The sequence below is a fragment of the Arthrobacter sp. D1-29 genome (assembly GCF_054130585.1).
On the sequence record NZ_CP096383.1, the window covers coordinates 4,496,159 to 4,514,258 of the forward strand.

Consider the following 18,100-nt stretch of genomic DNA (forward strand, 5'->3'; position numbering starts at 1 on the left):
ATTTCCATGACTCTGAGCCTGCCGGCACGACCGGCCAAACCTTAACAGTCTTCGATAGGAGCAAAAATCCGATGAATGAAATCAGAGACATTCTTCCCATCCCGGCAGGGAGAAGCCAGCCGGTAACGGCAGCCATGGGAATTCATCAACAGGAGGCACCCTTCACCCCTGTTGCCCCGCTTCGGGCCCCGGAGGGCGCTCCGAACGTGGTGGTGGTCCTCATCGATGACATGGGCTTTGGCGCCTCGAGTGCGTACGGTGGGCCCTGTGAGATGCCGACCGCGGAAAAGCTGTCTGAAGAAGGCCTTCGTTACAGCCGCTTCCACGTCACAGCTCTATGCTCACCCACCCGCCAGGCGCTGATGACGGGCCGGAATCACCATTCAGTGGGCATGGGCGTGACCACCGAAATGAGCACATCCGCCCCCGGTTACACGGGATTCCGCCCGGATAGTGCGGCAACCATTGCCCAGACCCTGAGCATGAATGGCTACAGCACCGCCGCGTTCGGCAAATGGCACCAGACCCCGCCCCGTGAAGTCAGCCCGTCGGGGCCGTTTGACCGGTGGCCCATTGGCGAGGGCTTCGATAAGTTCTACGGCTTCATGGGCGCCGAGATGAACCACTGGTACCCTCAGCTCTTCGACGGCACCACCCCCGTCGAGCCGACACGCCGGCCAGAAGACGGCTACCACCTCTCGGAAGACCTCGTTGACCAGGCCATCAACTGGGTCCAGACCCAGAAAACCCTCACGCCCGAAAAGCCGTTCTTCAGCTACATAGCCTTTGGCGCCACCCACGGACCCTTCCACGTCGCCCCTGAATGGAAGGACAAGTACCGCGGCCGCTTCGACTGTGGCTGGGACGACCAACGCGAAGCAACCCTGGCCAGGCAGAAAGAACTGGGCGTCGTCCCCGAATCCGCCGAGCTGAGCCCGTGGGCCGACGTCGTGCCGCACTGGGATGAACTAGGCGACACCGAGCACCAGGTAGCCGCCGCCTTCATGGAAACCTACGCCGGATTCGCCGAACACACGGACGCCCAGGTGGGCCGCTTCGTTGATGCCCTGGACGAACTGGGCGAACTGGACAACACCCTCTTCATCTACATCCTCGGTGACAACGGCGCTTCCGGCGAAGGCGGCATCGAAGGCACAATGCGCGAGCATCTGGTAGGCCACGGCTTCAAAGACAGCACGGAGGCCATGGCCCGGGAAATCGACGCCCTCGGCGACGCGAGCACATATGGCATCTACCCTGTCGGGTGGGCCCTGGCCATGAACACGCCGTATCAGTGGACCAAACAGGTCGCTTCCCACCTTGGCGGCACCCGCGACGGCATGATCATGCGCTGGGGCAACGGCATGCGGCAAGGCGGCGGCGGCGTGCGGAACCAGTACCACCACGTCATCGACATCGCCCCAACCATCTTCGAAGCAGCCGGCATCCCCCATCCCGTCACGGTTAACGGGGTGACCCAGCAGCCCATCGAGGGCACCAGCATGGTCTACACCTTCAACGCTCCCGACGCCGAAGACCGCAGGCGCACCCAGTACTTCGAAATGTGCGGCAACCGCAGCATCTACCACGAAGGCTGGACGGCAGTCACCCGCCACGGCACCCCATGGGAAATGGTCCCGGAAGGGCTGCCCTCCTTCGACCAGGACGTATGGGAGCTCTACGACATCCGGAACGACTGGAGCCAGGCCCACAACCTCGCCCACAAGCATCCGGAAAAGCTACGGGAACTCCAGCAGCTCTTCCTGATCGAGGCCAGCAAATACAACGTCTTCCCCCTTGATGACCGGGTCACGGAGCGGGAAAACCCCGAAGTCGCCGGACGGATCGACCTGCTGGGCCACCGGACATCGGTGACCTACCGTGCCGGCATGGGCCGCTTCACCGAAGAAACGACCCTGAACGTGAAGAACAGGTCCCACAGCGTCACCGCCCGGGTTGATGTCCCCGACGGCGGCGCCGAAGGTGTCCTGATAGCCCAAGGCGGCCGCTTCGGCGGCTGGTCCCTCTACGTGGCGGACGGACACCTCAGCTACGCCCACAACTGCTACGGCCGGGACCTCTACATCGTCTGCTCCGACGAGCGCCTCGTGCCGGGAACCCAGGAAGTCACCCTGGAATTCCAGTACGACGGCGGCGGCATCGGCAACGGCGCGGACATCCGCCTCGCCGCTGACGGCAAGATCATCGGCAAAGGCAGGGTAGACCAAACCACCGCCTATTACTTCTCCTTCGATGAGACGCTCAACATCGGTATCGACCGCGGCACCCCAGTCACCGACGATTACCTCCCGGTTGACAACGGGTTCACCGGCACGATCCACACCGTGCGGATCGACTTGCACGACGACGGGCACGACCAGCACCTCACTGCTGCAGACCGTCAGCGCATGGCACTGGCCCACCAGTAATCCGCAGGGCGGGTCGACAATGGCCCTCCCCCAAAGGCAGCGCTGGGCCTGGACCTGACCAACCTCGTCCGGGCCCTGCATCCGCCACCAGCGACTCTCTCCGGGAAGGGCGCCGCAACACTGCGTCCTTCCCGGAGGAACCGAAACTTTATGAAGAGGAAGGACAACTAAATGTCCGGAATGTATCTCGGCGAGAAGTCGGCACACGCCGGCGCTGAGCCCTTAGCAGCCGAAGGAACCCCCGCCGGAGCCGAAACCCTGTTCATCGGCGGCCGATGGGTCGCGCCCCAGTCAGGAGAGACCCGGACGATTAGCTGTCCGGCAGACGGGTCTGTCGTCGGGCTCGTTGCTGAGGCCGGGGAAGCCGACACCGTGTCCGCGATCGGAGCGGCCAAAACAGCTCATGACGAGGGCCGCTGGTCCTCGGTGCCCGAGCCTGAACGCGGAGACCTTCTCCTGGCCGTGGCACGCCGCCTGCGGGAGCGAAGGGACGAATTCGCCCGGGCGGAGTCCCTGGACACGGGAAAACGTCTGGTGGAATCAGAGATTGACATGGAGGACGTGGCCGCCTGCTTCACCTACTTTGGGAAGCTCGCAGGCCAGCAGGCGGGACGGGTGGTCGATGCCGGCAATCCCGCCGTCGTCAGCAAAATCGTCCACGAGCCGGTCGGAGTGTGCGGTCTGATCACGCCCTGGAACTATCCACTGCTGCAGGCAGCCTGGAAGGTCGCGCCGGCCTTGGCTGCCGGGAACACCTTCATCCTCAAGCCGGCAGAACTCACACCGCACACAGCGATACTGCTGATGCAGGTCCTGGACGAGGTGGGCCTGCCGCCGGGAGTGGCGAACCTCGTCCTCGGGCCAGGCGCCGTCGTCGGAGCACCCCTGGCAAGCCACCCGGACGTTGACCTGATTTCGTTCACGGGCGGCCTGACCACCGGAAAGACGATCGCTATCCAAGCGGCAGACACCGTCAAGAAGGTAGCGCTGGAGCTGGGAGGAAAGAACCCCAACGTCATCTTCGCGGACGCCGACTTCGATGCCGCCGTCGACAACGCCCTCAACGCGGCTTTTGTGCATTCAGGACAGGTCTGCTCCGCCGGCGCCCGCCTGATCGTGGAGGAATCCATAGCAGAGGCTTTCGTGGACGAGTTGGTGCGCCGCGCCCAGAACATCCGCCTCGGCGGACCCTTCGACTCCGATGTTGACGCCGGACCGCTGATCTCGGCGGCCCACCGCGACAAGGTCACAGCATATGTGGAAGCCGGTCTGGCGGAGGGTGCCCGCCTGCGTTGCGGAGGACGATGGGGAACAGATCAACTGGCCGACGGCTACTACTACCTCCCCACGGTCCTTGACAACGTTCACAGTGGAATGTCGGTACTCACCGAAGAGGCCTTCGGCCCCGTCGTTACCGTCGAAACCTTCAACGGCGAGGACGAAGCTGTGGCCCTGGGCAACGACACGATTTACGGCCTGGCCGGCGCGGTCTGGAGCCAGGACGCCGGACGGTCCCAACGGATGGCCGCCCGGTTGCGGCACGGCACGATCTGGATCAATGACTTCCACCCCTACCTGCCCCAGGCCGAATGGGGCGGCATGAAGCAGTCCGGAAGCGGCCGCGAACTTGGCCCCACCGGTATGGCCGAGTACCAGGAAATCAAGCACGTCTACCAAAACCTCCGCCCCGCCGTCACCGGCTGGTTTCCCCAGTAATGGCAGGGCATGACGCACAGGTTCCCATGGCACAACCCGGAAAGGAAAGTATGTTGAACGGGCCGCACGAGCAGAATTTTGACTATGTAGTGGTGGGTGCGGGGTCGGCCGGCGCCGTGGTCGCAGCCCGCCTTAGCGAGGATCCCTCGGTGCGGGTAGCACTGATCGAGGCCGGTCCCCGGGATGAAGGCATCGACGAAGTCCTCACCCTGAACCGGTGGATGGAACTGCTGGAATCCGGCTACGACTGGGACTACCCCGTCGAAGAACAGGAGAACGGGAACTCGTTCATGCGGATGGCCCGCGCCAAGGTACTGGGCGGGTGCTCCTCCCACAATTCCTGCATCGCGTTCTGGGCCCCGGCAGAGGACATCGACGAATGGGAATCGAAGTTCGGCGCCACAGGCTGGAACGCCGGGACGGCCTTCCGGATCTACCGCAAGATCGAAAACAACGCCGACGACGGCGAGCACCACGGCCACGACGGCCCCGTAAGGCTTCGCAATGTACCCGCGGCAGATCCCTGCGGCGTGGCCCTGCTTGACGCAGCCGAGGCAGCCGGAATTCCCCGTGCCAAATTCAACGCGGGCAAAACCATCACCCAGGGCGCGAACTTCCTCCAAATCAACGCCACCGAGGACGGAAAGCGGGCATCCTCCTCGGTGTCCTACCTGCACCCCGCCGCGGACCGCGAAAACCTCGTCATCCTTGACTCCACCCACGCCACCCGGTTGGTCTTCGATGACAACAAACGCTGCATCGGCGTCGAAGTCGTTGATAACGCCTTCAGCGCCCCCACGATAGTCAGGGCCTCCCGCGAAGTAATCGTCTCCGCCGGAGCCATCGATTCGCCCAAACTGTTGATGCTCTCAGGGATCGGTCCCGCTGAACACCTGGCCAAGATGGGCGTGGATGTACTCGTTGACGCCCCCGGGGTCGGCGCCAATCTTCAGGACCACCCGGAGGCCGTCATCCAATGGCAGGCCAAGAAGCCGATGGTCACCGAATCGACCCAGTGGTGGGAAATCGGAGTTTTTGCCCAAATCGACGAAGGCCTCGACCGGCCCGACCTCATGATGCACTACGGCACCGTCAATTTCGACATGCACACCTTCCGGCAGGGCTACCCCACAGCCGACAACGTGTTCTGCCTGACTCCGAACATCACGCACGCCCGTTCCAGGGGAACCGTGCGTCTCCGCTCACGGGACTACCGGGACAAGCCGCGGGTGGATCCCCGCTACTTCACCGACCTGGAAGGATACGACCTGCGGATCATGACGGCGGGCCTGCGCAAGGCACGGGAGATCGTGGCACAGACCCCGCTGGCAGAGTGGGCCGGTGAAGAGCTCTTCCCCGGAGCAGACGTCCAAACCGATGAGCAGATCCAGGACTACATCCGGCGCACACACAACACCGTCTACCACCCCGCCGGTACAGTCCGCATGGGCGCGATCGACGACGCCGTGTCGCCGCTGGACCCCGAACTCAGGGTCAAAGGAGTCACAGGCCTGCGCGTCGCGGACGCCTCAGTAATGCCTGAACTCGTCACGGTGAACCCCAACCTCACCGTCTATATGATCGGGGAGCGTGCAGCTGAACTGATCGCGGGGGAATTTAAGACGGCGGCGGCGATTGAAGAAGATGTCCCCGCAACCCTCTGAAACCAGGACCCTGCCGGCGGCCCCGCCTGGCCGGCAAGGCCGCCCGCAGAAGGCACCTCCGATGCCAACACGCGACAAGTCCTCCAACCTGGAAACAGCCGGCCCCAAAGAGGAAATATGAACCTGCCAATTGCTGATGCCACACACGACTCATCTGGTGGCGGACCCCTCATCCCCGGCCAGACGAAGGGATGTTGTGCGCCGTCCCGTGAAGCGCGTCTGCCTGAGATCGCCAACGAGGGGCCGGCCCACTACACGGGACTGACGGGGCAGGAATCCCACCACAGCATTGACATCCCCCAGGGGATATTCAGCATGGGCGATGCATTTGGGGAAGGCTACCCAGCAGACGGGGAGACGCCTGTCCATCAGGTCGAACTGGACGCTTTCCGCATCGACGCCACGGCCGTCACCAACAGCATGTTCGCTGCCTTCATCCAGGCCACTGGGTACCGCACCGAGGCCGAGCAGTACGGATCCTCCGCAGTGTTCCATCTGCTTTCCACCGCCACCGGTCGGGACATCTTCGGAGCCGCTGCCGGAGCCCCCTGGTGGCTGAACATCCGGGGCACCGACTGGGCACACCCCACCGGCCCGGGTTCAAACTGGCAGGACATCCCGGACCACCCTGCAGTGCATGTCTCCCATCACGACGCCCTGGCCTACTGCACCTGGGCCGGCCGTCGTCTGCCCACCGAGGCAGAGTGGGAATATGCCGCACGGGGTGGCCTGGAGGGCCTGCGCTACGCCTGGGGCAACGAGCTCACCCCGGACGGGGAACACCGCTGCAACATCTGGCAAGGCACCTTCCCGGCAACCAACACCAGCGAAGACGGACACGCCGGCACCGCCCCCGTCCGCTCCTTCCCGCCCAACGGGTACGGCCTCTATGAAATGGCAGGCAACGTCTGGGAATGGTGCGCCGACTGGTTCCTGCCCAAGTACTACCGCAACTCCCCCACCCATAACCCGCAAGGACCAACCATCGGCGCGGGACGCGTCATGCGTGGCGGCTCGTACCTCTGCCACGACTCCTATTGCAACCGTTACCGCGTAGCAGCCCGCACCGCCAACACGCCCGAATCATCCTCCGGCAATTTGGGCTTTCGCACTGTAGCGCTAGGACTGGACAGGCAGCGTTGACAACACCCGGAACTCTGGCAGCTATGAACTCACAGGGCGGCGGGCGAAGCGGTCTCTGCGCCCTGAATTTTTGGCTGACATGATGCTGAAAGGTGGCCGCCGCACTTCAGTCGGGACGGGAGGACTACGCCCGGGCCCACCCATGTCCGACAGCAAAACCGCGGCCGGCATCCAGCACATGCAGCTACGTGCCACGGCCATTTTCCAGCTGAGAAAAAACTGAAACCGACAGAGGACATCAACCGTGGACATCATTGCTGAAATATCCGGCTGGCTAGGGGCACTGGGAGTCCTCGTTGCCTACCTGCTCTTCTCGATTGGCCGTATCCCCAATGGCAGGCTTTTCCAAACCGCTAATCTATTTGGATCCGCCGCGCTCCTTGTCAACGGTTTTCATCATGGAGCCTGGCCATCGGTCAGCACGAATATCGTCTGGTGTGCGATTGCGGCATGGGCTCTGGTCCGTCTCAAGCAGTTGGCAGTGCAGCCGAACTTAACCGAACTCAACCCCCATCTGGACAAGGACGAGCTTTTACCCCGGCCTGGGCCGAGCGACGTCTAAACCAGAAGCCGGACATTCCACGTCAGGCAGTCACTCAAACACCGTCAGGATGGGGTCCAAAACGGGATTTCCTGCAGCTTTCTGGTGGACAGCCTGGATTGGACCACACCCAAGCTCACACCTTGAAGTACTTCGCCTCCGGGTGGTGGAACACGAACGCGTCGGTGGACTGTTCGGGGTGCAGCATCAGCTCGTCACTGAGGATCACGCCCATCCGCTCGGGTTTCAGCAGCTCCGTCACCTTGCGGCGGTCCTCCATGTCCGGGCACGCCGGGTAGCCCAGCGAGAAGCGGGCACCGCGGTAGTCGAGCTTGAAGTACCCTGCCTTGTCCTTGGGCTCCTCGGCTGCGAAACCCAGCTCGGTGCGGATACGGGCATGCCAGAACTCCGCCAGCGCCTCGGTGAGCTGCATGACCAGGCCGTTGAGTTCGTAGTAGTCGCGGTAGTGGTTCCCCTTGAACAGCTCCGCTGTCACCTCATCGATCGCTGAACCGGCGGTGACCAGCTGGATTGGCAGCACGTCGATCTGGCCCGATTCGCGCGAGCGCACGAAGTCGGCGAGGCACAGGTGCCGGTCCCGGCGCTGGCGCGGGAAGTCGAAACGCAGGCGCTCGGTGCCGATCGGGCCGCCTGAACCGCCATCGGGGGCGAGCAGTCCCGCAGTGCCCAGGACGCCGTCGTGATCCTCTCCGTGGTGCAGCACCACCACCTGCTCCCCCTCGGAGACCACCGGGAAATAGCCGTACGCGACGGACGCGTCAAGCATTCCCTCGGCGAGGATGCGGTCCAGCCAGTAACGCAGGCGCGGCCGGCCCTCGAGTTCCACCAGTTCCTCGTAGGAGGCGCCGTCGTCGCCGCGGCCGGGCTTGAGCCCCCACTGCCCCATGAACGTGGCGCGCTCGTCGAGCAAGGCCGCGTAGTCGTGCAGCGCCACGCCGCGGACGATGCGCGTGCCCCAGAACGGCGGCGCGGGCACGGCGTTGTCGGCGACGACGTCGGAACGCCCGGGCATCGCCTCCGGTTCGGTCACCGTGAACTTCGCCCCGCCCTTGTGGATCCGCTTCTTCAGCGGCGGAAGGCCGACGTCGTCCGGCGACTCACCGCGGGCAACGCGGACCAGCGGCTCCATGAGTGAGAGGCCCTCGAAGGCGTCCTTGGCGTAGCGCACCACGCCATCAAACTGCTCGGCAAGGTCCTGCTCCACGTAGGCGCGGGTCAGGGCTGCCCCGCCGAGGATGATGGGCCATTTCTTCGCCAGGCCACGGGACTGCAGCTCCGCGAGGTTCTCCTTCATCACCACGGTGGACTTCACCAGCAGGCCGGACATGCCGATCACATCGGCGTTGTGCTCCTCCGCTGCGGCCATGATCTCGGCGATCCCCTGCTTGATGCCGATGTTGATGACTTTGTAGCCGTTGTTGGTGAGGATGATGTCCACCAGGTTCTTGCCGATGTCGTGCACGTCGCCGCGCACGGTGGCGATCACCATGGTGCCCTTGCCCGACGCATCCGACTTCTCCATGTGCGGCTCTAGCAGGGCCACGGCGTTCTTCATCACCTCGGCGGACTGCAGCACGAACGGCAACTGCATCTCGCCGGCGCCGAAGCGCTCGCCCACCACCTTCATGCCCTCGAGCAGGTAGTCGTTGATGATGCCGAGCGGGGTCATTCCCTCGGAGCGGGCCAGGTCGAGGTCCGCTTCCAGGCCCTTGCCCTCGCCGTCGATGATGCGCCGCTCAAGGCGCGCACCGGTGGGCAGCGCCGCGAGTTCAGCGGCGCGCTGGTCCTTGAGCGCTGCGGTGTCGACGCCGGCGAACAGGTCCAGCATGATGGCCAGCGGGTCGTACGTGGTGTTGCCGTCGGCGTCGTATTCGCGGCGGTCCCAGACGAGGTCCAGCGCCACCTTGCGCTGTTCCTCCGGCAGGGACGCGAGCGGCACAATTTTGGCGGCGTCGATGATGCCGCTGGTCAGGCCCGCCTGCACTGCCTCGTGCAGGAACACCGAGTTCAGGACCATGCGCGCTGCGGGGTTCAGGCCAAAGGACACGTTGGAGACGCCGAGGGTGGTGTTGATGCCGGGGTACTTCGTGGTGATCTGGCGGATGGCCTCGATCGTTTCGATGCCGTCCCGGCGGGTCTCTTCCTGGCCGGTGGCAACCGGGAAGGTCAGGGCGTCCACGATGATGTCCTCGACGCGCATCCCCCATTCGCCCACCAGGGCGTCCACGAGGCGGGAGGCGATGGCCACCTTGCCCTCGGTGGTGCGCGCCTGGCCCTGCTCGTCGATGGTCAGGGCGATCACGGCGGTGCCGTGTTCCTTCACGAGCGGCATGATGCGTGCGAAGCGGCTGGTGGGGCCGTCGCCGTCCTCGTAGTTGACGGAGTTGACCACCGGGCGGCCGCCGATATGTTCGAGCCCGGCCTGGAGTACGGCCGGTTCGGTGGAGTCCATGACCAGCGGGAGCGTGGAGGCCGACGCGAAACGGGAGACGATCTCCTTCATGTCGGCCACGCCGTCGCGCCCCACATAGTCGATGCACACGTCCAGCAGGTGCGCGCCAACGCGGACCTGCTCGCGGGCAATGTCGACGCAGTCGTCCCAGCGCTCTTCGAGCATCGCCTGGCGGAACGCCTTTGAACCGTTCGCGTTGGTGCGCTCACCGATGGCGAGGTAGGACAGCTCCTGGTCGAAGTTCACGTGGTGGTAGAGGGACGCGATGCCGGCTTCCCGTTCGGTGGGAACGCGGCTGCCATCGGCACCCCTCCCGCCGCTGGCAACGCTGGCGCCGTTGCGGAAGGGCGCAAGACGTTCGACGACGGCGGCCATGTGCTCCGGCGTCGTACCGCAACAGCCGCCCACCAGGCCCAGGCCGAATTCGCGCACGAACTGCTCGTGCGCGGTGGCGAGTTCGGAGGGTGACAGCGGGTAGTGCGCGCCGTTGGGGCCAAGCACGGGCAGGCCGGCGTTGGGCATGCAGGCGATGGCCACGGAGGACTGCTTGGACAGGTGGCGGAGGTGCTCGCTCATCTCGTCCGGCCCGGTGGCGCAGTTCAGGCCGATGGCGTCGACGCCGAGCGGTTCCAACGCGGTGAGGGCCGCGCCGATTTCGGATCCCATCAGCATGGTTCCGGTGGTCTCGACGGTCACCTCGACGAAGATGGGGAGCCGGATGCCCCGGGTGACGATGGCCTGCTTGCAGCCGTTGACCGCGGCTTTGGTCTGCAGGAGGTCCTGGCTGGTTTCGATGAGGAAGGCGTCCGCTCCCCCGTCGATGAGGCCCTCGGCCTGCAGCGCGAAGGTCTGCTTGAGGTAGTCGTAGCTGGTGTGCCCGAGGCTGGGGAGCTTGGTGCCCGGGCCCATCGAGCCCAGGACCCAGCGCATGCGTCCGTCTGTTTTTTCTGCCGCTTCGGCGCGGTCGCGGGCGATCTCTGCGCCCTTCCGGGCGAGCTCTTCGATCCGGTCGTCGATGCCGTAGTCGGAGAGGTTGGACCAGTTGGCGCCGAAGGTGTTGGTTTCGACGGCGTCGATGCCTGTGGCGAAGTACGCGTCATGGATGTCTGCGAGGACGTCCGGCCGGGTGTGGTTGAGGATCTCGTTGCAGCCTTCGAGCCCCAGGAAGTCCTCCTCGAGCGAGAGTTCGCGGCCCTGCAGCATGGTGCCCATCGCGCCGTCGGCAATGACGACTCGGTGGTTCACGGCGTCCAGCAGCTCCTGCGAACGGGCGGGGCGGGGCACGGATTCTATATCAAGCGCAAAACGAGGCATCTAAACAGGTTACGTGCGACACACCGAAACATTGCTTCGTATTTCGATGTGCTACGACGGGGCGGTGGCGTGCTTTGGACGGCCGGCCGAGCCCATCACGATGTTGGCTTGGCAGCTTCGTCCCGTAACGGCACGCCACAGGTGCCGCGGGCGCTGAAGAGAGGGTTGGGGGCTCGCAGATTTGACGGTGTTGTTTGTGATCCCCGCCAGGCCGAAGAGTTCGTTCCCGATGGCGGCCCGGGCGGCATCGGTTGGTCTGATCGGCCCAGAAGCGGACGCGGTACGGGGCCCTAGCCGTAGGCGTGCAGCTTGACACGCTCGGCTTCCGGCACGAGCCAACACCCTGCCAGATTGAGGAGCCCGGTCCAGTTGTCCCTGACCAATGGCATCAGGCGGCAGGCTTGCCGGACGTGAGGTCGGCGGAATGGACGTCGGCGACGCCGAAGATTCTCACAAACCCGGAGTACTCCAGGTACGGCTGGGTGCCCGCTCGAGGATGAGTTGTGTCCGACGAGTGGGGCGTGAAAAGACTGCTGAAATCGCGAGAACACTAGAGAGCAGGTTGCTTGCCGGTCGGCAGAACAGGAAATCAGCAAAGGTTGGGGGCCATGTGTCACTTCTCGACATGACCTCATGAGAGCAAGTAGGTGAGTGTCATTTAGGACAATCACGGGTAACTTGTTGGTTCATTAGCTTGAGTTGCTGACGTGCTTCCGTTGCGCAGCAAGCAGAGCCTAATAGGGGGATAAATGGAGTTCGAAGAGAAGCTCTCATCGTTTGCAGCGAGGCTAAGCCAGCCGTGTGGTGCAGCGTGATGCCAAGTCCTACTTCACAGTTCTTTTGGACGACAACAACCGCAAGCCCATCGCTCGCCTGCACTTCAACCGCACCCAGAAGTACAGCGCGCTCTTGGCGTCAACAAAGAAGAAACCAGGGTGCCCATCAGCAGTTTGGAAGAGATTCATGAACATACAGAACCGCTGTGTGCGAGCGTCAAGAGCTACCTCTGAGCGCCCGTTTCGAGATTTAGGAAACAAGCTCCGCAGCGCGACTGACAGGACTCAACCTTCGCATTGTTCTTTGAACATCCTTCCCGCTCGTCGTGTCAAGGCTATTTAGTAAAGGATTACGACCGTGTCAACGATCTTCTTTGGTTATCCGGAACAGCCCCCTGCCAATGCCGAAGTCATGAGAAATACGGCGCAAAGCCTTGGAAGTGACTCCGGCATCACCGCTACGACTTGGCAAGACTTGACCGTTGACGGTCGAATTGTCATCGACCAAGTCCTAGACGCAATTGATAACTGCGACATGGCCGTTTTCGATATCACTTCTCTCAATTCAAATGTTCTGTTCGAATTAGGGTATGCAGTTGGGCGAGGAAAGATAATTTGGCTCACTCTCGATTCCACCGATTCTAGAGCGAAGAAGAACTGGAAAGATCTGGCCATTCTCAGCAATGTTGGTTACACGGCCTACCGAAACAGCGATGATCTCGTAAAGCTCTTTTATAGAAACAAGCCACTGCTGACGCCGGATTCACTCTATGACAAACTTATAGAACCGGCACTTCCGGAGCACGCCAGCGACCGGCGGTCGATTCTCTATTGCACCACATTTGAACCTTTTGAAGCCTCAAACAAGCTAAGTAACATGCTTGATGAGAGACAGCGACGCGGCCAAAGTGTTACAACTTCTGACCCCGGTGAATCTAGCCTTATCCCCATTGACTGGTTCGCACCACGGATTGCAAGCGCGGCCGGAGTGCTCGTAAATTTCGCTGGTGCCAAACGCAACAGAGCGAATATCCATAACAACAGGCACGCCCTAGTGGCCGGGCTAGCTACCGGTCTTGAGACCCCCGTCCTCATGCTCGCAGAAGGGGACTATCCAGCACCTTTTGACTACGAGGCAAAGCTAAGAATTTATGAAACCGCTGAGGAGTGTGTCGAAGAAGCGCGCAAGTGGTTGGACAACCTTGAATATGAAGGAATATCTTGGAACGCCCCTAGGTCTACGTCACCCAGTGCTTTGGGTGGGCTTCGCTTCGGGGAACACGTAGCGGAAAACGAACGAACGGAATTGGCAGAATATTTTGTTGAAACCTCCGCCTACCATGAGGTCGTTGCCGCGCGGGATAGCATCTTCGTGGGCCATCGAGGAACAGGTAAGACTGCTAACGCCATGCAAGCTTATCAACACATTGCAGCCAATAAAACAAATTTAGCTATCCTAATCAAACCATCCGGTTTTGAGTTCCCGGCTATGCTGGCGGTAGTGCTTCGTCTATCGTCGCATCAGCAAGATTACTTTTTTGATTCGCTTTGGCGCTTCATAATTCAAACTGAAATAGCGTCTGCCATGCTCCAACGACTACGCAGCCGCAGCTCCTTTGTGCCTTTCAGCGCAGATGAGCAGGCATTTATTGATTACGCCTCCAGCACCCCTTTCGATATGGACGAGGACATCTCGGTGCGGCTTGAGCAGACATTGATGGCGCTCACTGAATCCCTAGCAGCGACCACCACGACGCTCGATACCGAAAGGAACCTCATAAACGAAGCGTTCCACACTGAGGCGCTAGCCACGCTACGAGCCCAGCTTGGTCACGTTCTGAAAGGGAAGAAACGAGTAGCTGTCTTCGTCGACAACCTGGACAAGGGCTGGGAGCGTGGAGCGGACTTCAAAGTCATGGCTCGCTTTATTTTAGGTCTCCTAACCGCCCGAGGTAGAGTCGTAACTGATTTTGAGAAAGAGGACTACTGGCGTACCGCCATAAAGCTTACCGTCTCCGTGTTCCTGAGGAGCGACATATATACCTATTTGAGACGCGAGGCACGCGAGCCCGATAAGTTGCCTATCTCTACTATTTCTTGGCGCGATGCACAAACCCTCAAATCAGTCATCGAGTCACGGTTTATAATAAGCGAAGCTCATCCAGACCGAGTCTCTGAACTTTGGGAGAAGTATTTCTGCCCCTCTATAGGAAACTTGACCACCGGCGAGTACCTGACCAAGGTCACTCTTCCTCGACCAAGGGATGTGGTTTTTTTCTGCAATGCTGCTGTTGGAAAAGCCATCGACCGCCGACATACGCGTGTGGAGTCCGACGATTTCCTAGCCGCGGAGGAGGTCTATTCGCAATACGCCTACGAGGCGCTATTGGTTGAGAACGGTGTAACAATTCCCGAAATGGAGGATGCACTTCTAAGCTTCATCGACTCTACAGAAATTGCAACCGCAGGTATTCGAAAGCAAGAACTTTCACGCGGTGGTCTCGGGGACGACCGAATAGAACCTATACTCGATAAACTTCTATCGATGTCCTTTTTCGGTATTGAAATCTCAGAGGGAGTATTTGCTTATCCCGAGGTCGGAAGTGACATGGCCGCGGCCAGTGCACGGGCAAAAAAATATGAACCGCATACAGACTCTCGGCGGCTCATTATCCACCGCGCCTTTCGTACCTTTCTTGGCATCAATACCACTAACGGAAATCAGAAATAAGGTAACCTGCGGAGCATTCGTAGCTCATGAGCCCATCGTGCGCCTCCACAGCTGCATCAGCCCATAAGGTCGTTTCTACTGGGGATTCAGCTATAAGGCCGGTACTTACAGTGCCGAAAGGCACCATAACTATACAATCTGCCTCGCCGACAGATTAGGTCCAATTGGTTCCAGGCTGCGGTAGGGACCGGTTGCTCTCGGGCAGGCGATGCATGGGAGGAACCAGGCAGTCAGCTGTTGTCATGCAAGCATCTGCTGATCTTTCCATGGTATTCCCCGAAATCCGGGAGTCCGGTGGCCCAAGGGTTACCCCGCCGGGGGTTCGCTATCGCCGAACTCTGCGAGCTGCAAACCCCACGCCGCCCGATCGTCAAAGTAGATGCGCCGCGCATCAGTTGAGAGTTTGTACGTTCGGCGACCGCTCTTGACGGCCTCACGAACGATCAGATTCTGCTCGTCGAGTCGCTTAGCTCGCCACCCGATGAGCTGATGAGATACGTCTAGTTCACCGGCGATCTCGCTGGCGTAAAGTGGCCGAGCTTCAGAATCAAGGCTACGCAAGATCCCCAGTTCAGTTTGGGGAAGTAGTTGTTCGCTTGCCACACGGGCGACGACATCGGAGTATTTCTTTGCAATGTTAGTAACTACACAGGTCCCCTGCCGACAGAGCGGGCAAAGCATGTGATACTTCTTGAGGGAATCGAGGTCGGAAGAGTCGAAAACTGCGCCACAGGAGTCGCATTGAATTTCTTGATTCGTCGAGACGTAGGCCTGCAGAATCGGGTTATAGTCAAAGACTCGCTCAACAAAGTACAGTCTTTGTTCTCTTGATTTTGTAGGGCGTCCAAACGCGATGTTGTACTTTTCACACAGACCAAAATTCAGAGCGTAGATCGAAACGAGCAGCCCATCACGATTACTCATCACAAAATATTTGGTAATGAAAAAATTCAGTTCAAGCGTGGACAGTAGAGTTTCGAATGAGGGATTCACATTGAAGTGACTTGTAGGATGACGGCCATCGACCGACTGAAAGATGCTTGCGCTTTCCTTCGATCGCAGAGAACGTGCGCGGGCGACTACTTGCTCGAGCAGTTCCTTCAGGCTGAATATTGTCGATCGCTCGTGGAATGATTCATGCAGAAAGGCCCCCATCGCGAAGTAGGGCTCAAGTTTCTCTTCGTAGTAGCGCTTGGCCGCATCCCGAACTCCCTGGACGGTTATTCGGCGCCCATAAAGCAACTGCGATTCGTGGGCAAAAAACAGTATGTATCCAAGTGTGCGAGGGTTGCCCATCGATGCCTGGAATAGGGTGTCCCAAAGCTGCGAATCTCGGCCGATATCCATGAATCGGACGGGGTCCAGTCCGAAGTGATGCAGCCGCCGCTCGACCAAGCGTTTAGTGAATTCGCTGGACTTCTCCTCCATTGAGGCAACGCCCGATTGTCCGTAGATGCTGTGGAGGTCGAGCGTTATTTCCTCTATCTTGGATTTGTCCAGATTTCCGTAGTAAATACGCCCTGGGTAGGCAGCAATTTTGAACTTGACTAACTCCTCGGACCAGTTGTTGAGTGGTGCTACGAGAACATCGACCACGGACCGCATCGCATCTTCGGGGAGCTCTGAGAAGTCGTCGAGAAAAACATAGAGGTGCTTGATACCGAGTGGTTGCAATAGCGATTTAAGCCCAGTGATCAGGCGGTGGACGTCGATGCTTCGGAGAAGAACATCGGAGTACTCCGATTCAGATTCTGATTCGGAGGAGGCTTCTGCGGAAGCAGAAAAGTTTGCACTTGGGCCGGTGGCGGACAACTCTGTCCCCGCTTGTACGCCGATCAAGGCCCCGTTCTGGTCCCGCTGCCGCACGGATGCAGTGCGAATTCCCTGAACATTTACGAACTTAGGTTCTTCAAGTTCCATGAGAAACTCATCGAGTTTCTTTTCGAGGTCGTTGTATTCGCCAGTGAAAGCTTCGCGCAGGCGACTGCGCCAAGCGGAGTTCAGCTGGGCTCGCAAGTCGTCGCGAATTCCAATGACAACGGCTTTTAGGAACGCCGTCAGTAGGAGAAGGTGATCCAGTGCTGCGTCGCTGAGTGCACCGTCGGTTGAGGTCAGTGCGCTCGTTAGCGCGGGATCGACGCGTGAAGATTCAAAGACAGTTTTGATGTCAACATATGCGGCGATCACGTCCTTCTGCGCAAGTAGACTCTTGCGCGCCCGAAGGAACACGGTTGACTTTCCGGTACCCTTCCGGCCAACGATGAAGGTGGTCGTAGGTTGTCGGATCTGCTTGAGTACGTGGTCATGGGGTAGCGGATCGACGTAGAGCTGCTCGATGAGGTCTTTTCCGTCCGCAGTCTCCATCTCCGCGCGGCGGTAAAGCTTCAGGAGTCGAATAGCCTCAGTGAACTTTTCAAGCTCCTCTGTGTTGAAATCTGGCAATCTTCATCCGATCCATGTGACGTACTCGAAAACGATAGTGAAACGCATCATGCCACAACACGGCTGACCAAATAGCCCGCGTTACATCGTTTACCCTAGCAAGTTGAATGCACAGTACGATCGATGCGCTCAAGTTGAATCATGGGTTCCGGAGCGGGGGGTGCGTGGGCCTACTCAGTGCGCTCCCAAAGATCAGCTAGAAGACGACAATAAAGGCTCCATTTCGGTCTCGAGTATGCGACGACGAACGCCAACAACCATTCGATTCGTAAAGAGCTATAAAGACGTCGCCCCATCCAGGATCAGCAGGGACGGCCGCTCCAGAAGAAAGCCCGTGCAATCGTCAGCGGCTGCTTCTCGCCGGAGACACATTGGCGCCCTCGTCGTCCAAAACAGTCGTACCCGCCAGGCAATGCCGCACGAACCCGTCCACATACGTCGCCCGCTCCCTGGATTTCGCCCTCGGTAGCCGACGGCCGCCCATAAGCAATGTTGTCCCGGATGGTGCCGCCGAAAAGCCACGTATCGTGCAGCGCCCTCCCCCTCCGCGAGCGCAGCTCACGCGGCGGCACCGAGGTGACGTCCACGGCCGTCGAGCCTTATCCGCCATGCATCAATTTCCTAGAACCGCATCATCAGGTTCACCAGGATGGTCTTGCCCACGCCGGTCAGGCCAACTATCGCCACCGTCTGCCCCGGCTCCGCCACCAAGACAGCGACGAGATCAGCGGCTTGTCCGGCGAATAGTAGAAGGAGACGTCCATAAACGCCTGCACATCGCCAAGCTGCATCGCCCCGACCGCCACGGCAGGCCGCCCACCACCGCAATCCCCATATTTACCAGGTCCCCGATGAACGTCATAGACGTCCA

The 18,100-nt window shown here is 60.5% G+C and carries 8 protein-coding genes and 1 pseudogene; 6 read left to right on the top strand and 3 right to left on the bottom strand.

Annotated elements, in window-relative coordinates; all coding sequences use genetic code 11:
- Window positions 1–71: 71 nt before the first annotated feature.
- The 5 genes from M1E17_RS20455 to M1E17_RS20475 all read left to right on the top strand — a co-directional run bounded on the left by M1E17_RS20455 (window position 72) and on the right by M1E17_RS20475 (window position 7,514).
- Window positions 72–2,429 (top strand): arylsulfatase, encoded by a 2,358-nt coding sequence (locus M1E17_RS20455; RefSeq protein ID WP_457963748.1) that lies wholly within the window; start codon window positions 72–74, stop codon window positions 2,427–2,429.
- A 171-nt stretch (window positions 2,430–2,600) separates the two neighbouring features.
- Window positions 2,601–4,145 carry an aldehyde dehydrogenase family protein gene (locus M1E17_RS20460; protein WP_457963749.1) on the top strand — a complete coding sequence of 515 codons (1,545 nt, stop codon included), beginning with the start codon at window positions 2,601–2,603 and terminating at the stop codon, window positions 4,143–4,145.
- Window positions 4,146–4,195: 50 nt separating this feature from the next.
- Window positions 4,196–5,809, top strand: a complete 1,614-nt coding sequence (locus M1E17_RS20465; RefSeq protein ID WP_457963750.1) for a GMC family oxidoreductase — start codon at window positions 4,196–4,198, stop codon at window positions 5,807–5,809.
- A 117-nt stretch (window positions 5,810–5,926) separates the two neighbouring features.
- The gene (locus tag M1E17_RS20470) at window positions 5,927–6,952 is read left to right on the top strand and encodes a formylglycine-generating enzyme family protein (RefSeq protein WP_457963751.1); all 1,026 of its coding nucleotides are present in this window, start codon (window positions 5,927–5,929) and stop codon (window positions 6,950–6,952) included.
- A 244-nt stretch (window positions 6,953–7,196) separates the two neighbouring features.
- On the top strand, window positions 7,197–7,514 hold the full coding sequence (locus M1E17_RS20475) for a CBU_0592 family membrane protein (protein WP_457963752.1): 318 nt from the start codon (window positions 7,197–7,199) through the stop codon (window positions 7,512–7,514).
- A gap of 115 nt (window positions 7,515–7,629) precedes the next feature.
- On the opposite strand, the gene metH is transcribed toward M1E17_RS20475, so the two are convergent.
- Window positions 7,630–11,280, bottom strand: a complete 3,651-nt coding sequence (metH, locus tag M1E17_RS20480) for a methionine synthase (protein ID WP_457963753.1) — start codon at window positions 11,278–11,280, stop codon at window positions 7,630–7,632.
- 1,134 nt (window positions 11,281–12,414) lie between these two features.
- Between metH and M1E17_RS20485 the strand changes: the two genes are divergently transcribed.
- Window positions 12,415–14,787 carry a P-loop ATPase, Sll1717 family gene (locus tag M1E17_RS20485; RefSeq protein ID WP_457963754.1) on the top strand — a complete coding sequence of 791 codons (2,373 nt, stop codon included), beginning with the start codon at window positions 12,415–12,417 and terminating at the stop codon, window positions 14,785–14,787.
- A gap of 306 nt (window positions 14,788–15,093) precedes the next feature.
- On the opposite strand, the gene M1E17_RS20490 is transcribed toward M1E17_RS20485, so the two are convergent.
- Entirely contained in the window at window positions 15,094–17,229 is a 2,136-nt protein-coding gene (locus M1E17_RS20490) for a hypothetical protein (protein ID WP_457963755.1), read from the bottom strand.
- 282 nt (window positions 17,230–17,511) lie between these two features.
- Window positions 17,512–18,094, bottom strand: a pseudogene (locus tag M1E17_RS20495) (ATP-binding cassette domain-containing protein); the annotation flags it as partial.
- Window positions 18,095–18,100: the final 6 nt, after the last annotated feature.

What these genes read in the sequence shown, in the direction of transcription:
- M1E17_RS20470 (WP_457963751.1), top strand. Translation starts at nt 5,927, where the DNA reads ATGAACCTGCCAATTGCTGATGCCACACACGACTCATCTGGTGGCGGA.
- M1E17_RS20460 (WP_457963749.1), top strand. Translation starts at nt 2,601, where the DNA reads ATGTCCGGAATGTATCTCGGCGAGAAGTCGGCACACGCCGGCGCTGAG.
- M1E17_RS20455 (WP_457963748.1), top strand. Translation starts at nt 72, where the DNA reads ATGAATGAAATCAGAGACATTCTTCCCATCCCGGCAGGGAGAAGCCAG.
- metH (WP_457963753.1), bottom strand. Translation starts at nt 11,280, where the DNA reads ATGCCTCGTTTTGCGCTTGATATAGAATCCGTGCCCCGCCCCGCCCGT.
- M1E17_RS20465 (WP_457963750.1), top strand. Translation starts at nt 4,196, where the DNA reads ATGTTGAACGGGCCGCACGAGCAGAATTTTGACTATGTAGTGGTGGGT.